The organism is Peribacillus sp. P4_B1 (assembly GCF_056402395.1).
In genome coordinates this window covers 58,204-75,183 of sequence record NZ_JBFUHM010000011.1, presented here as the reverse complement: position 1 = coordinate 75,183, position 16,980 = coordinate 58,204, and the positions used below count along the sequence as shown (strand labels likewise).

At 36.2% G+C, this 16,980-nt stretch carries 14 protein-coding genes; 4 read left to right on the top strand and 10 right to left on the bottom strand.

What is annotated here, in order from left to right:
• Nucleotides 1-6: 6 nt before the first annotated feature.
• Together aldA and AC1DVK_RS08745 are read right to left on the bottom strand one after the other, a co-directional pair.
• Entirely contained in the window at nucleotides 7-1,458 is a 1,452-nt protein-coding gene (gene aldA / locus AC1DVK_RS08750) for an aldehyde dehydrogenase (RefSeq protein ID WP_477626298.1), read from the bottom strand.
• 149 nt (nucleotides 1,459-1,607) lie between these two features.
• Nucleotides 1,608-2,306 carry a class II aldolase/adducin family protein gene (locus tag AC1DVK_RS08745; RefSeq protein WP_477626297.1) on the bottom strand — a complete coding sequence of 233 codons (699 nt, stop codon included), beginning with the start codon at nucleotides 2,304-2,306 and terminating at the stop codon, nucleotides 1,608-1,610.
• Between the two features lie 164 nt (nucleotides 2,307-2,470).
• On the opposite strand from AC1DVK_RS08745, the gene AC1DVK_RS08740 reads away from it, so the two are divergent.
• On the top strand, nucleotides 2,471-3,889 hold the full coding sequence (locus tag AC1DVK_RS08740; RefSeq protein WP_477626296.1) for a rhamnulokinase: 1,419 nt from the start codon (nucleotides 2,471-2,473) through the stop codon (nucleotides 3,887-3,889).
• Nucleotides 3,890-3,908: 19 nt separating this feature from the next.
• On the top strand, nucleotides 3,909-4,664 hold the full coding sequence (locus AC1DVK_RS08735; protein ID WP_477626295.1) for a DeoR/GlpR family DNA-binding transcription regulator: 756 nt from the start codon (nucleotides 3,909-3,911) through the stop codon (nucleotides 4,662-4,664).
• Between the two features lie 407 nt (nucleotides 4,665-5,071).
• On the opposite strand, the gene AC1DVK_RS08730 is transcribed toward AC1DVK_RS08735, so the two are convergent.
• The 5 genes from AC1DVK_RS08730 to AC1DVK_RS08710 all read right to left on the bottom strand — a co-directional run bounded on the left by AC1DVK_RS08730 (nucleotide 5,072) and on the right by AC1DVK_RS08710 (nucleotide 8,977).
• A complete protein-coding gene (locus tag AC1DVK_RS08730; protein WP_477626294.1) occupies nucleotides 5,072-5,527 on the bottom strand; it encodes an SMI1/KNR4 family protein in 456 nt (151 codons plus the stop codon).
• 87 nt (nucleotides 5,528-5,614) lie between these two features.
• Nucleotides 5,615-5,959 (bottom strand): tRNA-Val4, encoded by a 345-nt coding sequence (locus AC1DVK_RS08725; protein WP_477626293.1) that lies wholly within the window; start codon nucleotides 5,957-5,959, stop codon nucleotides 5,615-5,617.
• Nucleotides 5,960-6,054: 95 nt separating this feature from the next.
• Nucleotides 6,055-6,510 (bottom strand): SMI1/KNR4 family protein, encoded by a 456-nt coding sequence (locus AC1DVK_RS08720; protein ID WP_477626292.1) that lies wholly within the window; start codon nucleotides 6,508-6,510, stop codon nucleotides 6,055-6,057.
• Nucleotides 6,511-6,896: 386 nt separating this feature from the next.
• Entirely contained in the window at nucleotides 6,897-7,241 is a 345-nt protein-coding gene (locus AC1DVK_RS08715) for a tRNA-Val4 (protein WP_477626291.1), read from the bottom strand.
• Between the two features lie 2 nt (nucleotides 7,242-7,243).
• On the bottom strand, nucleotides 7,244-8,977 hold the full coding sequence (locus AC1DVK_RS08710) for a T7SS effector LXG polymorphic toxin (RefSeq protein WP_477626290.1): 1,734 nt from the start codon (nucleotides 8,975-8,977) through the stop codon (nucleotides 7,244-7,246).
• Nucleotides 8,978-9,337: 360 nt separating this feature from the next.
• Between AC1DVK_RS08710 and AC1DVK_RS08705 the strand changes: the two genes are divergently transcribed.
• Nucleotides 9,338-10,459, top strand: coding sequence for a type II asparaginase (locus tag AC1DVK_RS08705; protein ID WP_477626289.1), 1,122 nt, complete (start codon nucleotides 9,338-9,340; stop codon nucleotides 10,457-10,459).
• Between the two features lie 221 nt (nucleotides 10,460-10,680).
• Here the strand turns inward: AC1DVK_RS08705 and AC1DVK_RS08700 are convergent, their stop codons facing one another.
• Nucleotides 10,681-10,899: an SDR family NAD(P)-dependent oxidoreductase gene (locus AC1DVK_RS08700; RefSeq protein WP_477626288.1), complete on the bottom strand. Its 219-nt coding sequence runs from the start codon at nucleotides 10,897-10,899 to the stop codon at nucleotides 10,681-10,683.
• Between the two features lie 331 nt (nucleotides 10,900-11,230).
• On the opposite strand from AC1DVK_RS08700, the gene AC1DVK_RS08695 reads away from it, so the two are divergent.
• Nucleotides 11,231-12,493 carry an ATP-binding protein gene (locus AC1DVK_RS08695; RefSeq protein WP_477626287.1) on the top strand — a complete coding sequence of 421 codons (1,263 nt, stop codon included), beginning with the start codon at nucleotides 11,231-11,233 and terminating at the stop codon, nucleotides 12,491-12,493.
• A 305-nt stretch (nucleotides 12,494-12,798) separates the two neighbouring features.
• Here the strand turns inward: AC1DVK_RS08695 and AC1DVK_RS08690 are convergent, their stop codons facing one another.
• Nucleotides 12,799-13,152: a hypothetical protein gene (locus tag AC1DVK_RS08690; RefSeq protein ID WP_477626286.1), complete on the bottom strand. Its 354-nt coding sequence runs from the start codon at nucleotides 13,150-13,152 to the stop codon at nucleotides 12,799-12,801.
• Between the two features lie 461 nt (nucleotides 13,153-13,613).
• Nucleotides 13,614-16,784, bottom strand: coding sequence for an ATP-binding cassette domain-containing protein (locus AC1DVK_RS08685; RefSeq protein WP_477626285.1), 3,171 nt, complete (start codon nucleotides 16,782-16,784; stop codon nucleotides 13,614-13,616).
• Nucleotides 16,785-16,980: the final 196 nt, after the last annotated feature.

The window sequence follows — 16,980 nt, the reverse complement described above, 5'->3', positions numbered from 1 at the left end:
AGGGTTTTAACGATTATATTGAAGATACACAACATGGGTTTGCAAATACTCATCTAACCCATGCTTTCCGTCAGCACCGCCGATACCTGACTTTTTCCAACCCGCGTGAAAACCTTGTATTGCCTCAAAGTTTTCACGATTGACATACGTTTCTCCAAACTGCAATTCATTACTTGCACGCATTGTCACATCTAAATTTTGTGTGAAAATGGAGGACGTCAATCCGTATTCGCAATCATTTGCTAATTCTAGTGCTTCATCTAAATCCTTAAAGATTGCAATAGGCAGTACTGGACCAAAGATTTCCTGATGCATAATATCCATCTCATTATTTACATTTACGAGTATAGTTGGTTCATAAAAATAACCTTTTTCTCTAGTTGAACGCTTCCCCCCTGTCAGCACTTTAGCCCCACTGGAAACTGCTTCTTGAACCATTTTCTCTACTGATTCCAGGGCTTCCATGCTAACAAGAGGTCCCATATCAAGATTATCATCAACCAAAGGATTCCCGTATTTCGTTTGTTCCATTACTTTTACTACTTTTTCAATAAATTCGTCAGCTACTTTCTCATGGACGTAAACACGCTCTGTACAATTACATACTTGCCCGGTATTAATCACACGAGAAGCGACTATTGAACGTACCGCCAAATCTATATCTGCATCATCCATAACAATAGCCGGTGCTTTTCCACCTAATTCCAAGGACACCTTCGTGATGTTTTCCGCTGCTGTACGCATAACAGCAACACCAGCATCATAACTGCCTGTCAAGCTGACCATCCCTACCTTTGGATTCCCTGATAACTCTTGACCAAGCGTTCTTCCACTGCCAGTAACTATGTTAATAACCCCTTTAGGCAATCCCACTTTTTCAATGATTTTTGCAAATTCTATAGCATTATTAGGGGATACATCACTTGGCTTCAAGACGATGGTGTTACCCGTAATCAAAGCAGGGGCGGCTTTACGAGCAATTAAGAAGAAAGGGAAATTCCAAGGCAGAATGCCGGCAATAACTCCAATTGGTACTTTATGAACGAAAATATGTTCATTTGGACGATCACTTTGGACGATTTCTCCTTCATAACGTCTTGCCCACTCAGCCATATAATCAATGTAGTCTGCTGTAAAGTGTACTTCCGTTTCAGCAAGAGCGAGGGTTTTCCCCATTTCCTCTGAAATTGTACGTGATAAGACATCCACACTTTCACGAATCTCCTTAGCAATAGCTCGTAAATACTGCCCTCTTTCGATTGCTGGAAGCTTCGCCCATTCCTTTTGTGCTTGTTCCGCTGAATCGATCGCTTGACGGACATCTTCAACGGTTCCTTTTGGAACTTCTGATATTACTTCTTCTGTTGCGGGATTCACAACTTGTGTTGTTTCCTTCGAGCTGGATTCAACAAACTCTCCACCAATTAACATTTTGTACTTCTTTGTAATCGTCTGCATTTAGATACATCCCCTAACTTAAAGAATAGTGATTTAATTGAGCTAGCGAATTAATAGAAATATTTAAAAATGAATAAAGCATATGTTCCGACTTGTACCATGTCTTTTCTTAGCTAATAAAATTGACCCTCCCCATTATTAATAGTCAATCATTTTTGGAATGATTTTAAGCTAGGGAAACGACCAGGAACTTTGAATTTTTCTTCTCGTAATTGAACTAATGTGCTCACTTGTTCATCCGTCAACTCTTTTGGCCCCCCGATTGCAGAGGTTAAAAAAAGAAGTTTCGCATAGAATTCCATCGATTCCATCTTAAAGTAGGCGTTCATTAAATCAATCCCGCACGTCAATGCCCCATGATTGGCTAATAAAATAGCATCATGATCTTGAAGGTAAGGAACAATAGAGTTAGGCAGCTCTTCTGTGGAAGGTGTTCCATATTCCGCTATAGGTACTTCTCCCAAGAAGATAGTTGATTCTGGCATGATTTGCTTGTTAAGTGGCTTACCGCAAATAGCATAAGCCGTAGCATGTAAAGGATGAGCGTGAACAACCGCTTTTACATCTGGACGTTCTTGATATACACGTAAATGCATTTTAATTTCTGAGGATGGGCTCGTGTTTTGAGCATTTTCCTCTATTACTTCTCCTTTACTATTAATCTTGCAAATCATATCCGGGGTCATAAATCCCTTTGATACTCCTGTTGGAGTACAAAGTAAAGAATCTTCTGAAATTTTAACCGAAATGTTCCCATCATTCGCTGCACCCATGTCTTTCATATACATCCTCTTACCAATGTCACATATTTGTTCTTTAAGTTTTTGTTCTTGTTGAGCTCTACTCATTTTAAATCCCCTTATCATATTTATTTCTTAGGTTAATTTTATGCTTACGTTTTTTTGTTGTCAACACAAAACAAAGTTAATATTATTTTTTTATGTTGTTTCATGTTGTTTTTAATAATAAATTTAGAGTAGAATAAATTAAATAGTGGGATGGTGAGATTTTTATGAATAAATCTAAAAAATGTCTAGCTTTTGATTTTGGAGCATCGAGCGGAAGATTAATTGCAGGTATTTATGATGGGGAAAAAGTCGCATTAGAAGAGATATACCGGTTTAATAATGAACCAATACGAATAAAAAATCATGTACATTGGAATCTCAAAAGTTTTTATAATCACATATTAAAAGGGTTGGCAGCTGCTTCATCAATTATTGGGGAATTTGATAGTATTGGAATTGATACATGGGGAGTTGATTATTGTCTTTTAGACAAAGAAGAAAAGCCTTTACACTGGCCCTTTCAATATCGAGATACTAGAACAAAAGGAATCTCAGATGAAGTTCCTATTCCTTTTGAAGATTTCTATTCTAAAACAGGTATACAATTCTTGTCATTTAATACGGTTTATCAATTATTTACTGATTTTAAAACCAATCCGGAGTTGTATAAGAAAGCTGAATATTTACTATTCATGCCAGATTTGTTTAATCATTTTTTATCAGGAAACATGAAAACGGAATATACAATTGCTTCCACTAGTCAACTATTGAATGTATACAGCAAACAATGGGATTTTGACTTAATCAATCAATTGGAATTTCCTAAAAAGATATTTCAGGAAATCATTTCTCCTGGAGAAATTCACGGATATTTACTTGATAAGCATACAAAACAATTAGGCATTAAATCTGTTCCAATTATTTCAGTAGGCAGCCATGATACTGCCAGCGCTGTAGCTGGAATACCATTAGAACACGAAGATAGTGCATATTTGATTTGTGGGACATGGTCTTTATTAGGACTTGAAAGACAAGACCCCATTATTAATGAAAAATCTCTAATCCAGTCGTTTACTAATGAAGGTGGTATTTCTAACACAATAAGATTCCTTAAAAACATTAATGGTATGTTTTTATTGCAGCAATTAAGAAAAAATTATAATCAAATTTATAATAAAAAAATTGATTTTCCTGATATCATTAAAGCTGCCAAGTTAACCAACGAAAAGTTCTACATTAATCCAAATCATCCCTTATTCTTATCACCGGATAACATTATTGAAGCTATCAGATCTTATTGCATTTCCACAAAACAGGGGGAACCTAATAATCTAGGTGAGTGGGCATTGGCCATCTATAATGGCTTAACAAGGGAATTCAGGGAACAGTTGCTTAACCTTGAAAAGATTACGGGTAATAAAATTAGAAAGATACATATGGTTGGTGGCGGTATCCAAGACGAATTATTATGCCAACTGACTGCAAATGTAACTAATAAGAAGGTAGTGGCAGGTCCTTTAGAGTCTAGTGTTATGGGAAATATAATGGTACAACTGTATGCATTAGGAGAGTTCTCAACTCTTTCAGAAACAAGACAGGTTATAAAAAGGTCTGTATCGCTGAAAGTGTACGAACCAAAATAATAAAAAAAAGGGGATCTTTATGTTACCGAAAGAAAGATTACAAAAGATAGTTGATATAATTCAAATCGAAAAGAAAGTCCATGTATCAGAACTTAGTCAAAAGTTTGAAGTCACTGAAGAAACAATTCGAAGAGATCTCGAGAAATTAGATAAAGAAGGGATTGTAACAAGAACTTATGGAGGAGCTATAATAAACCGTTACAACAATGAAGATTTGCCATTTAGCACAAGAACTTCACTAAATATAGAATTAAAACAATCGATTGTTTCAAAAATCCACCATCTGATAAAAGATGGTGACAAACTTATGGTCGATCCTAGTTCTACAACTTTCGAATTGGTCAAAACATTATATGAAAAGCAGAACTTAACGTTAATTACAAATTCAGTAAAGATATTAAATGAGTTTGGCGACTCCCATCATCAAATCATTTCAACCGGCGGAGATTTGCGAAGAAAATCTCTTTCATTGATTGGACCCGTAGCTCAAGCAACTGTTAATAGATATAACGCAGACGTAAATATATTTAGCTGCAAGGGGATATCGCTTGAAAAAGGAGTTACGGAATCTAATGAGCCTGAGGCAGAATTAAAAAAGGTAATGCTAAAAAATTCAAGAACAAACATCTTGCTTGTAGATCACACTAAGTTTGATAAGGTAGCGTTTGTAAAACTATTTGATATTAATAACATAAACGTATTAGTAACAGATCAAAAACCCTCAAACGAGTGGATAGAGAAACTGCAATCCCATAATGTAAAGTTAATTTACTGAGTATAATAAAAGTATCAAATTGTCTTCACCTTTATCCTTAGAAATAACTTAAAGACATTCACAAATTCCCAATGTTTTTATGAATTCTTAAAACGTTTTGATCGACAATTGGAAGCTTCCCTCCGAATCATAGCTACTGTTTCTTTCTTTATTTTCAAGATTTATCAATGGGTGATTCTGAGTTGAAAATGGGATGTCTACCCCACGCCTTTATTTACTATAGGAAAAAAACTACGAAAAAGCCCTTTTTTCTTCATTTAAGGGCTTTTTTATGTCCATAAATGTATACTTTATGGACATAAAACAACTCAAACAGGTGTACATCAAGGTCAACATTTGATTATTAATTACCTAAATATATTCTTTCTAGTCTTTTCTCGCCAAAGCATGATAAATACCCTCACCTTTTACCAATCTTCTTCATCTTCATCCCAATCTTCTTTTGCCCATTCAAGGCGTTCGATTAAATAGTCTAAAAAATTTCCGGCAAGCGTTCGACCATAGCCTTCCTGATTATCCCACATAATAACTGGGCATTCCCCATCTTTCATTTTATTAGTATCAAGGCAATAGGCAAATTCATCAATATCTTCTATAACCACGAGTCCATCTATTAAATCATAGTACTTTTGATGACCTTTGGTAGCATCTACTACTGCTGGACCCGTAAAACCATATCCAATAATCTCCACACCAAAAAGTCCGCCATAACCATAATTTCTTAAAAACCACTTATAACTTTCCGGTAATGAGACTTCTAATTTTTGTTCAGTTTCTTTTACTTTGTCTTCACTTACTCCACCTGTAAAATCATTATCTTTGCCATATTGCTTAATAAATTCCTGTAAAGCTGAATATTTCACCAAAATCACCTACTAATCTTGAATTTCGTATTGCACGGTCAAGTTTGAAGAATACACTAAGGGAATAATCATATTAAAAGCAAAAATTCAATTCTCGTTTTTCTTGAATCTTTCTGGGATTTTATTTTTCCATATTAACATGAGTTCTTTAAATTCTTCAGTCTCCATTTCGTTTTCATAAGGTTCTTCATATGTATAAAAGTGTTCAAGGACTGTCAAATCTTTTTTTATTAGCACACTTGTTGCATTAAGTTGAATTTCAAACTTTTCGTGTAAACCATTTAAAACATTTTCAACTATCGTAATATACTCATCTGCTTCTTCCTCTGTAGGGATGTCTTCAATAAAATCAGCGAATAATTTTATTTCATCCGATAATTTTATTCTCAATGTCCCAACATGGTCTCTAAAAAAATCGTATGAATATTTCATACTCAACCTCATAAAAATTCCTTTGAATTTCAAAAGAGCTATCAGCCGTTCCAACAAAATCCTTATAGCATTATCAATTCATATAAATCCAGCTTTCACCAATCTTCTTCATCTTCATCCCAATCTTCTTTTGCCTCTTCAAGACTTTCGATCAAATAGTCTAGGAAATTATCAGCTGCGGTAAAACCAAATCCCTCTTTGTTATCCCACATAATAACTGGACATTCTCCATTTTTCATTTTATTAGTATCGAGGCAATAGGCAAATTCATCAATATCTTCTATAACCACAAGTCCATCTATTAAATCATAATACTTTTGATGACCTTTAGTAGCATCTACTACTGCTGGACCCGTATAACCATATCCAATTATTCTCACTCCAAAGAGTCCACCAAAACCATAGTTTCTTAAAAACCACTTGTAACTTTCCGGTAATGCGACCTGTAGTTTTTGTTCAGTTTCTTTTACTTTGTCTTCACTTACTCCACCTGTAAAATCATCATCTTCGCCATACTGCTTAATAAATTCCATTAAAGCTGAATATTTCACCAAAATCACCTACTAATCTTGAGTTTCGTATCGCCCGGGCAAGTATGAAGAATACACTAAGGGAATAATTCATAAAATTTCCCAGCTAATTTATCGGGCATTGATGACTTCATTTAATTTTATGTAAGAAGGCCCTAAATAACCCCTGACACCAAAGGTGCCAAGGGTTTGAAAGATTAACACATTGACATATAATGTTCGCTTTCCCATGGGTAAACTTATGTGGAAATATTCTTCGATCTTATTCACTAAAACACGAATAGGCTTCACATTACCTTTATAGTATTACTTTTAAGTTTTTTCGTCTTAAGATCTTTTATGTGGTCAGTTAGTGATTAATTATTTTTTTCTTAATTTCGACAAATAATTAAATTAAAAACATAGATTCAATTCTCATTTTTCTTGAACCTTTCTGGAATTTTACTTTTCCATATTAACATAAGTTCTTTAAATTCTTCAGTCTCCATTTCGTTTTCATAAGGCTCTTCATATCTAAAAAAATGTTCAAGTACTGTCATATCTTTTTTTATTAGCACACTTGTGGCATTAAGTTGAATTTCAAACTTTTCGTTTAAACCATTTAATACATTATCAACTATCTCAATATATTCATCTGCTTCTTCCTCTGTAGGGATGTCTTCAATAAAATCAGCGAATAATTTTATTTCATCCGATAATTTTATTCTCAATGTCCCAAAAGGGTCTCTAAAAAACTCGTATAAATATTTCATTCTCAACCTCCTTCATAAATTGGATAAGCAGTGGCAACTGATCCGTCTGTTTTAAGATACATATCTATTTGTAATCCAGAAGATGTTAAACCGGAATATTTATTTTCACCAATTTGCGTTTTGTTTTTAAAAGCCTCATCAATAGCTTTTAATACTTGTACCCGGTCCCATTCTTTTGGGAAAAAACTTGATTTTGCTCTCTTTTCTACTCCATCTATTACCACCTTAGCTCTATATACTCCATTTCTATCAGGCCTTGTTTCTGTACCTGGAACTATTTTACCACCCATCATACTCTCGTGATGATAACCAACAGCCTTTCCACGTCGATTAATCTCACCATGATAAACATGTCTCATAGTATCTAAAGTAAACTTGTTTCCACCGTTTCCACTAATCTCAGACTCCACTCTCGCCATAGAAATTAACTGATCCTTCAACCCAACACCATTAACCACATTATAAGGTACTGCCCCTGCCAACGACAGTTGGTTTTTTGGATTGTATGGCAATAGGTTAGGAATGGAGACTAGTTCTTTTGCCTTCGTAACGCCTTTTACTGCAGCGGCTTTTGTAGTAACTGCCCCTGTCTTCGCTACGGCTCCTGCGCCTTTTGATCCGACTACTGATGTGACGACTGTTCCGAGGGCATAGGATACCCAGTGAGCTCGCGAGTAGGCATCGCCATTTACCATATCCCGTTCATATGAGTCGGAGATGGACTTGGAAATATATTTATAGGTTTTTATCGGGTGCATAATCGAATTTACCACGCCTTCGACCGTTTCCCCGGGATCTGTGACAAAGTCCCAAACTTCTGTCACAAAGTCTTTACCTACATCATAAAGGCCTACGCCGATTCCTTTTGTAATGTCTGCGGTTTGCTTAGCCGCTTCTAGCTGCATAACATATTGCTGCTGGGTGGGCGCTAAGTTTTCGTATCCGATCTGCTTGGCGATTTTGAGGAATTCATCCGGATCTGTTACATGGTCGAGTTGTGCCTTCAAGTCTTTGATCCGGCGATTCTCCGCTTCCTCTTGTTTAACCTTCAGATATTCTGCGTTCTCTTTCTTCCTTACTTCTAGGTTTTTATAGGCTTCACTATTTTTATAAGCTGTCGCATTAAAATAGAGCGGGGATACTACTCCTCCTCTTGTACTGGATGCTTTCAATTGCTCCATAAGTGCCGCCACTGCCGCTTGGTCCGCTTCGGATTTGGCATATTCAGCCGTCCACTTATGATCGATTTCGTTTACTTTGTCTATCGTTTCGGTTCGTTTTGTTTCAGCTTTCTCGATATTTTCAAAGAACGCATCATCGGAAAAGGGCTCTAACTGAATGATATCATCAATTCCGGAGAATATTTTTTTCAAATCATTTTTCTGAGCTGTGACCATTTCCTTTGAATTTCGAGTCGCATTTGTCAGCTCTTCCTCTAAAAAAGGGACCGTAACCACGGTTTCACTAAGGTTCGCTTCGATTGTATCTCCTTGAATTCCGCTTAAAAAGGCAATATGCCGATTGATCAGACGCAGCCAAGAATCCACGACATCGATCTGTGCTTTGTAAAACCCTTTAATGGCCTCTGCTCCTTGACCCTGCAGCTCATCATCCAAATGAACGATACTCTCAAATCCTTTTTTCAATTCCGTGAGCTGTTCTTTTAGGTCCTTATATTGTCCGGCACGCGTTTCTATGGCCTGAACTAGTGTTTGAGATTCGTAAATCATCGACATAATGGAAAGTCCTTTCAACTTCTTTTCTTATTCATTTCTATGTAATGTTTTTATTCACTGTAAAATTATGGACTAAATATATTTTAGAAGAGTTTCTATATTTATTCAAGAATTGAAGGGGCTTTTTACTAAACGAAATCAACTTTAACATACGTCTAAAACACTTTGAGACGCTGTAATGATATCCAGCGATACTGACCATCAATGCAAGTTCTTCTGTTGTGCAGGTTAGTAAATTTTTTTCAACAGAATAAAAATCATGTAAGATAATCTGACATATAATGTATTGTAAGGAATATCTAAATATGATAGTATTTTCACATATTGTACATATTTTAATAATGAAGGAGCTAGCTAGACATGAACATAAAAAAATATCTAGGAATCACGTTTCTATCAGTTACACTATTATTCTCTGGATCTATCGCCACTATCCATAGCTCAGCAAATAGTAAGTCAAAAGAAGAGAAAGTAGAAGCAACTTCAACAAATCCCAAGTTAAACAATGTGAAAATTTTGGCTACTGGCGGAACGATTGCAGGTTCTGCTACGTCCAATACTGACACAACTGGTTATAAAGCAGGTGCACTTGGTGTGGAAACACTAATTAAAGCTGTTCCTGAACTAAAACAAGTAGCAAATGTGAGTGGTGAACAAATCGCCAATATTGGCAGTAACAATATGGATAATAAAACTTTATTAAAGTTGGCAAAACGAATTAATGAGTTATTAAAATCTAAAGACGTTGATGGAATTGTCGTAACGCACGGAACAGATACCTTAGAAGAAACTGCTTACTTTCTGAATCTGGTCGTAAAAAGCAACAAACCTGTCGTGGTTGTTGGATCGATGAGACCGGCTACAGCTATTAGTGCAGATGGACCTTTAAACTTATATAATGCTGTAAAAATTGCTGCTAGTAAGGATGCTAAGAACAAAGGTGTTTTAATCTCATTAAATGACCGGATAGGCTCTGCACGTTATATAACAAAAACCAATACAACCATGACAGATACATTCCAATCTGAGGAACAAGGCTATTTAGGAGCAATCTCAGGTGATAAAATATTTTTCTACAATGAACCCACTCGTAAACATACAACCAAATCGGTGTTTGATGTATCAAAACTAGATAAACTTCCTCAAGTGGACATTATTTATAGCTATCAAAATGATAGTAGATATTTTTACGATGCATCTGTGAAAGCAGGAGCYAAAGGGATCATAATTGCAGGTGAAGGAAACGGTTTAACTTCTGATACTGCTTTTGAGGGTGCTAAAGACGCTGTCAAAAAAGGCGTGATTATTACTCGCTCTAGCCGTGTAGGAAATGGTATTGTTACGAGAGAAAAGATTGACAATGAAAATAATTTTGTTACAGCGGACTCACTTAATCCTCAAAAGGCACGCATTTTGACGATGCTTGCATTAACAAAAACAGATGATCCAAAAGAAATTCAGCAATTTTTTAACGAATATTAATAATTAAAATTAGAATGCCTTGATTAACTAAAAGTGAATGAAATTTAAAGCATACGATGGTATAAATCATCAACGTATGCTTTTATTTATTTTTAACCATCCCTTGGTTGAATTATTAATTTTGCGATTACTTTCGTAAAGCCAAATTTTGCGGTACAATAGGAGGATTTGTATGTATCCAGGATTCTGCCGTGTTCAGACGAAATATTATGATGCGTCCTTTATGTTTGCGTGGCTGGCAGTGCATGCTTGGTCAATAAGAATGCTCCTTTTAGAATTACGCCATTTACAAGGCCCCTTTTTTCTACAGGGAAGTCTTCCACTGGTGAGATGAATTGCAGTCCTGCGTTATTTACTAGAACATCCACCGTACCACGTTCAGCGATGACTTGATCGACATCGTTTTCCTTCTCTATATTTTTGGCGATATACGCTTCCAACCACTTCTTCCATTATTTTAACTGGCTTGTGTTCAACTACTGAGGCATGATTTTTTGCATATTTTCTAAAGAACCATCAAGAAACTTCCAAACCTGTTCAATTGGAGCGTTAATTTCTATGTCTCTTGTCCATTTTTTCAATGAAAGTCACCTCTACCTTTATTATGTAAAACCAAAATTACAACTGAAAAATCGGTAAATACCTAGAGGCGCTTTAAACAACTTTTTTGAATTTAAATGTCCTTCTGTAAATAAATTACTTTATTAAAATGCTCCTTTTTAGTGTTATTCTTGTATAATAGACCAAACTGTTAATTTTCGGGAGAATCCAATGAATTTTATTAATCAAAACATATTAGATAATCTCTTTTATATTTTAGTAAGTATTTTGATTTATTATACTTTATTAGATCATGTCAAAAAGTTAAGTCAGTACCCCAAGACCCTTATCACTGCATGCATGAGCATTCCTATTATATTATGTATGAAGTTTCCTATTTATATAGATGAATACTGTGTCCATGATCTCCGGCAAATTCCTTTTATAATTGGGACACTTTATGGTGGTTGGCCTGTAGGGGCTGCCCTGTTAGTCATAATATTAACTCTTAGGTTTGCTTTTTATGGTTTCAATTCCCTTACGTTAATTGTTTATTTGGTTATATTTATAATAACGGCTCTATTTTCTTCAAAATTCAATACTTTTAATAGAAAAAATAAGCTAAATAGCTCCATTCTATTAATTTTGTTTCTAGGAATTCTAACCAGCCTTATTTCACTCGTTATGTCTGACTTTTTTCAAATAACGGAGGCGTATGTATTTTACTTTATTATCCTCCCTCCTTTCATTATCGGTTTGGCTGTGTATATCATGGAAGTTTTAAAAGATGCGATTTTAATCCGAACACAAATGATAAGGCTTGAAAAAATGGAGGTAGTCAGTCAGCTTGCTGCAAGTATTTCACATGAAGTTAGAAATCCTTTAACAGTTGTGAAAGGATTTGTTCAACTGTTAAAGGCTCCTGATCTAACTCAAGAAGTAAAAGAAGAATATATACAGCATGTTGTTAGAGAGCTTAATAGTGCAGAATCCATTATTTGTGAATACTTAGCATTTGCAAAACCTGCAATCGAAAAAGTGGATAATATTTCAATTAACCGTGAAATAGGATATGTAATTGAAATGATAAAACCATTGGCTAGCATGAATTTAATTACTATTTCTGAACAGTTGACTCCAGGCATTACCCGGGGGAATATTCAGCATTTCAAGCAATGCTTCCTAAACCTAATTAAAAATGGTATAGAGGCAATGCCAAACGGCGGGGAACTTAGTATTGTTTCCTATGTAAATAATTTCGACATCATTATCGAAATAAGTGACAATGGAGTCGGAATGAACAAGGAACAAATAAATCGTTTTGGCGAACCTTATTACAGCTCCAAAGAAAAAGGAACAGGGTTAGGATCAATGGTAGCTGTTAAGACCATCCAAACGATGAATGGAACACTTCATATAAATAGCCTTTTGAATAAAGGGACGACGATTTCAGTAACACTTCCCGTTTATCAAGAAGGTTATTCTGCAAAATAAATGAAGAATCACGCCTCATATAAAAAAGTCCGCCATTTACGGCGGACTTTTAATTTGTAGACAAACTCGATAATATTGTTGAATTTAATTAGAGATATGGGTAAAGAGATTGTTGTTGCTGTAGCACCAGTCTTATCCTGTCTGCGTTCGCCTAGAAACGGAAAAAGAACCACTCATCCCTCCAAGATGGCAATGGTTCCTCTTCTTATTCTTCTGATTAAGAGTTATTAGATTGACCAACCACTCTTGCGGTTGTCACCCTCATGTTAGCTTATTGGGGTGTTTTTAGTTTATGTTAATATTCACTAAACTAAATTTTGCTTACGGAAGCCATATCTATATAAACCTAAAAGGAAAGGATACATTATGGCAAGTGTGAAAGCTGTAACAAAAATTATTTCTCCTACTCCAAGTTCTGGATCATTAAGTACCTCCAACATTATATATACTGGCATTTCAATTACAGTAATTATAAATATGAATTTCCAGAATGACTTTGATAATAACTGCTTCTTATATACATAACCGTATAATCCAATTGTGGAGATAATGCTAATAACCGTATCCGTAGTTTCTAACACTGGACCATTAACCGTTTCTACAAACATTGAAGCTACTGATATAGCTATCACTGCCCAAAAATAAACTTTCCAGAACATTTTTGCACTTCCCTCTTCTTCTATCCTCTGTGGTAATTAAAATATTTTTTTATTTAAATTTAACCGGTCGTAATTGTCTTTCAAGAATTTCTCTGCATCCATATAGATTGTTCTCTTAGACTTCTCACCTTAAACTCAATTGGCCTTTGGCTAGTCCAAGCAACCCTAAAAGCGCTATTATCATTCCGAAATTATCCATTAATAGTATAACAAACCATTCTAGTAAAATGTTCTTATACCAAAAATATTTTTATGTAACTAATCTATGAATCTTCGTTCAATTTTCCTACGTTAAAAAAACCTTGGCGTTTTTTCCCCTTCCAAAAACAAAGATAATATGACCTAAGTGGCTACTGGAAGGCTAGAGGACTCGACCATTTCTAGGAGAACCCCTTTTGTATACAAAAGGAAGTCCGCCATTTCGGCGGACTTTTTTATAATAGAGTGCTCTTAATTCAAATTCATTTTTTCTGTTCAAGGCATTGATAAACCGCCATCATATCTCGTTTGTTCAATTCACGAATTCGGGCGAAAATGGGGATATCGGCAACGGCCTCGGTACGTTCACTTTCAGCCACGGCATCGCTTACTTTCCCTGTCAGCCAGGTTTGCACGTCGATGCCCTCGACGATTGCTTTGCGCCCTTCATCATCGATGCCACTGGCATGACAGCTCACACAGGGTATCGTTAATTTATACACACCGTCATGGATGTTATCTTCTGAAATGACTTTCTTCCCATTACAGAATGGACATTTATGACTTGCTTTAATTTTATTGATTTGGGTAACGATTTTTTTGTAGCCAAATGCTTCATAGACATAGGTTAATTTTTTGTATTTGCCATTGGTGAAATATTTATCAATAATGGTTTCTCTTGTTTCGTTAATATTGGCAAAGTCACAGATGGTGACCTGGTTTTTGCTGCTGATTGCTTCGATATTGCCTTTAATGCTGTCCCAGAATGGTTGGGTATTTTGAAGAACCACTTCATAGCCGACAAAGCTTGCTAGTTCGAGCTCTAGCATTTTCAATGCCGCTTTTGTTTCACGTGGAAGGAATGAGACATCATCAGTGAGTGCGATATCGCCGCCCACAATTGCTTTTAGTTTTTCCAGTTCTGGCAGCTTCCCTGCAATTTTGATGACTTGATCAATTGGCTGTTGGATGATCTCGCGAATGTCCGTATCACCAAACATCAGCTTTTTATGATGTTTGAGAACCGTTCCTTGACAGACTGGACAGTCGATCATTTCTTTTGTTTCTTTCATCTGCTCTTTAATGATTGATTTCGATACGAAGATATAACGGCCAATGATGAAATTGAATCCTTCCCATGTTCTTGATGCCTTGCCTGCTTTATCATAAAAGGACTTTTCCCAGTACCCATATAAGAAGGTATGCTTTTCGGCATCTGTCATCTCATTATAGCTTTTACTAATGTCGTGGCCGAGTTCATTCTTGATCTCATCAAACAGGAATTGCAGTTTTGGATGCTGATAATATTTTAATACTTCCATCACGTCAGGATGTAATAAACCATCCCAGAATGGCACGTTTTTGTCTTGTATGACGACATCGAAATCGAATTTTTCAATGACCCGGCGTCCCGAACAGCTTGGACAATGATTTTCTGCAGAATAGAAATCGAAGCTTCTTGTATCCTTATTGGTCGGATGTGCAGCCACTAGATGATTAATCATTCCGCCCAATTCATAAAGAAACGTATATTGACTATACAAATGCCGTTCAAGATCGATGGCGATCACAGGTGCAATCGTGTCGGACTCGTACTCCCCATAAATCACGCGAGCGATTGGTGATAAGCTTTTTAAAATGCCGCCCTTATAGACGTTCTCTGCGTTTTTAAAATAGTCCAGATGATTTTCTTGTAAGTAATTGATGCCATTTTTTGACCGAAGTGTGGAAGTGATTTGCAATGGCTCCACTCGATTTCCACTGTCTTTGTGACGATAATGATCATCATGACTGACAACATCAAGATGTTGGACAGGTTCAAGCTGTCTTTTACCAAAATCCACGATATAATCCGAGCTATCCAGCATATAGCCATTATGTTCAATCATGATGATGGAGACCGATTCATCCTCCAGGATGACCCTGACACTATCGATGAATTGGTTTAAAATATTTTGCGATAACCCTTTTGATGGCTCGTCAAAAATGAACAGCGTGTGCGGGTTTCTTGTCTTCGCAAAAAGCTCGGAAACTAAGTGGACACATTGAAATTCACCCGTCGATAGTGTTTGTGTTTTTCTTTCCAACGTCAAATAACCAAGCCCAAGTTTGATCAATAAACTCAAGCGTTTATGTGCGATGTCTTCTGATGGCAATTCCTCGATGATATCTTCGATTGAACGCTGAAAAATATCATCAATTTCAGCACTGTATTTGGTGAGTTTCTTTTTAATATCAAGAAACGTCGCAACGGTTGATCGACTTGTAATCGATTTGTTTCGGTCCTGCCCGACCATTACAAGCTTATCCTTTGGATATCGCTTCTGAAAATCCTTGGAGATACATTCATTGACAAGTGTAGATTTACCGCAGCCTGACTCACCCGTAAAGGTAACGAGCCTATTCTTGGGAATCCGGATTTCCTTCATTTGAATATTACGGCAGTAAAGATCCTGAAATTGATAGTATTCCGTTGGCGCTGCTTCATTTCGTTCCCAGTTGATTGGTTTAGGCCGCGGTGATTCCTCAACGATTTTCCCGCCATATTTCCCGCTGCCAGGTCCAAAGAACAATTGTTCATCTGTGCTATCTAACACCGTGTCTGAGTGATCAATGAGCCAAATTTGATTTTTATAACCTAATTGCTTAATCTGTTCCAAAATTTTCAAAAGGGTTTGATGATCAAGACCGACGGATATTTCATCGATGATGATCACGGTATTTTCACTTGTTGCCATGAATTCGGCCAAATAAAGCCGTGTTAATTCTCCCCCTGATACTGTCCCCATAATACGATTTAAGCCTAAATATCCAATATTCATATTGATTATATTTTGGAGAATATGCTGTTTAGCTTCACTAATATGTAATGTCTCTGCAAGTGAAAGGATCGTTTCGATGCTTAAGTTGTTTATATCGGAAATAGTATGCGGGCGATCTAATAAATCAATCGTATATTGCTCGACTTCTTGATTGTAGCGCTTCCCCTCACACTTTGGACATTCGACATTTTTCGTCGTACCGCGTCCTTTACAAGTGGGGCACCAGCCTAAGGCATTATTAAAGGAAAAAACTTCTGGAGAAAGATTGAATTTTTCAGCAAGACAAACACGAATCTCTTTAAACACACCAGTATGTGTGCCAATGGTTGAACGGGGATTGGCGGAAATCGATGATTTGCCGAGAAAAAGGACCAACGGCATTTCTTCCATCTTGATGGCGCTGAAGTTGGTTTCCATAATATTAGGAAATAAATACTGATATTCAGACTTGGGCAATAAGGAAACGAGACGCTTCTTGGATTCTTCCCCAATGGTTTGGCAAAAAGTCGTCTTCCCAGAACCGGATAATCCAGCAATTCCTAATGATTGATCATCTAACAGTGCTGCATCTAAATGGTTTATATTGTTCGCTATTAATTGATTTATTTTCATATGTAACTCCTCTCCATTTTATTAAGCTCAGTCTTTCATATTAGCATAGCGACAAATGTATTTGGTATTTTTTTAACGGTAGCTCCATTCTGCTATTCTTTCACATTTCTCTGCTCCAAAAACGTATGATTCATCGACAAAATCGTGGGCTTAGTTTTGGATATTTTTAAAATTCTCTGCAGATTGAGCCTTTTTA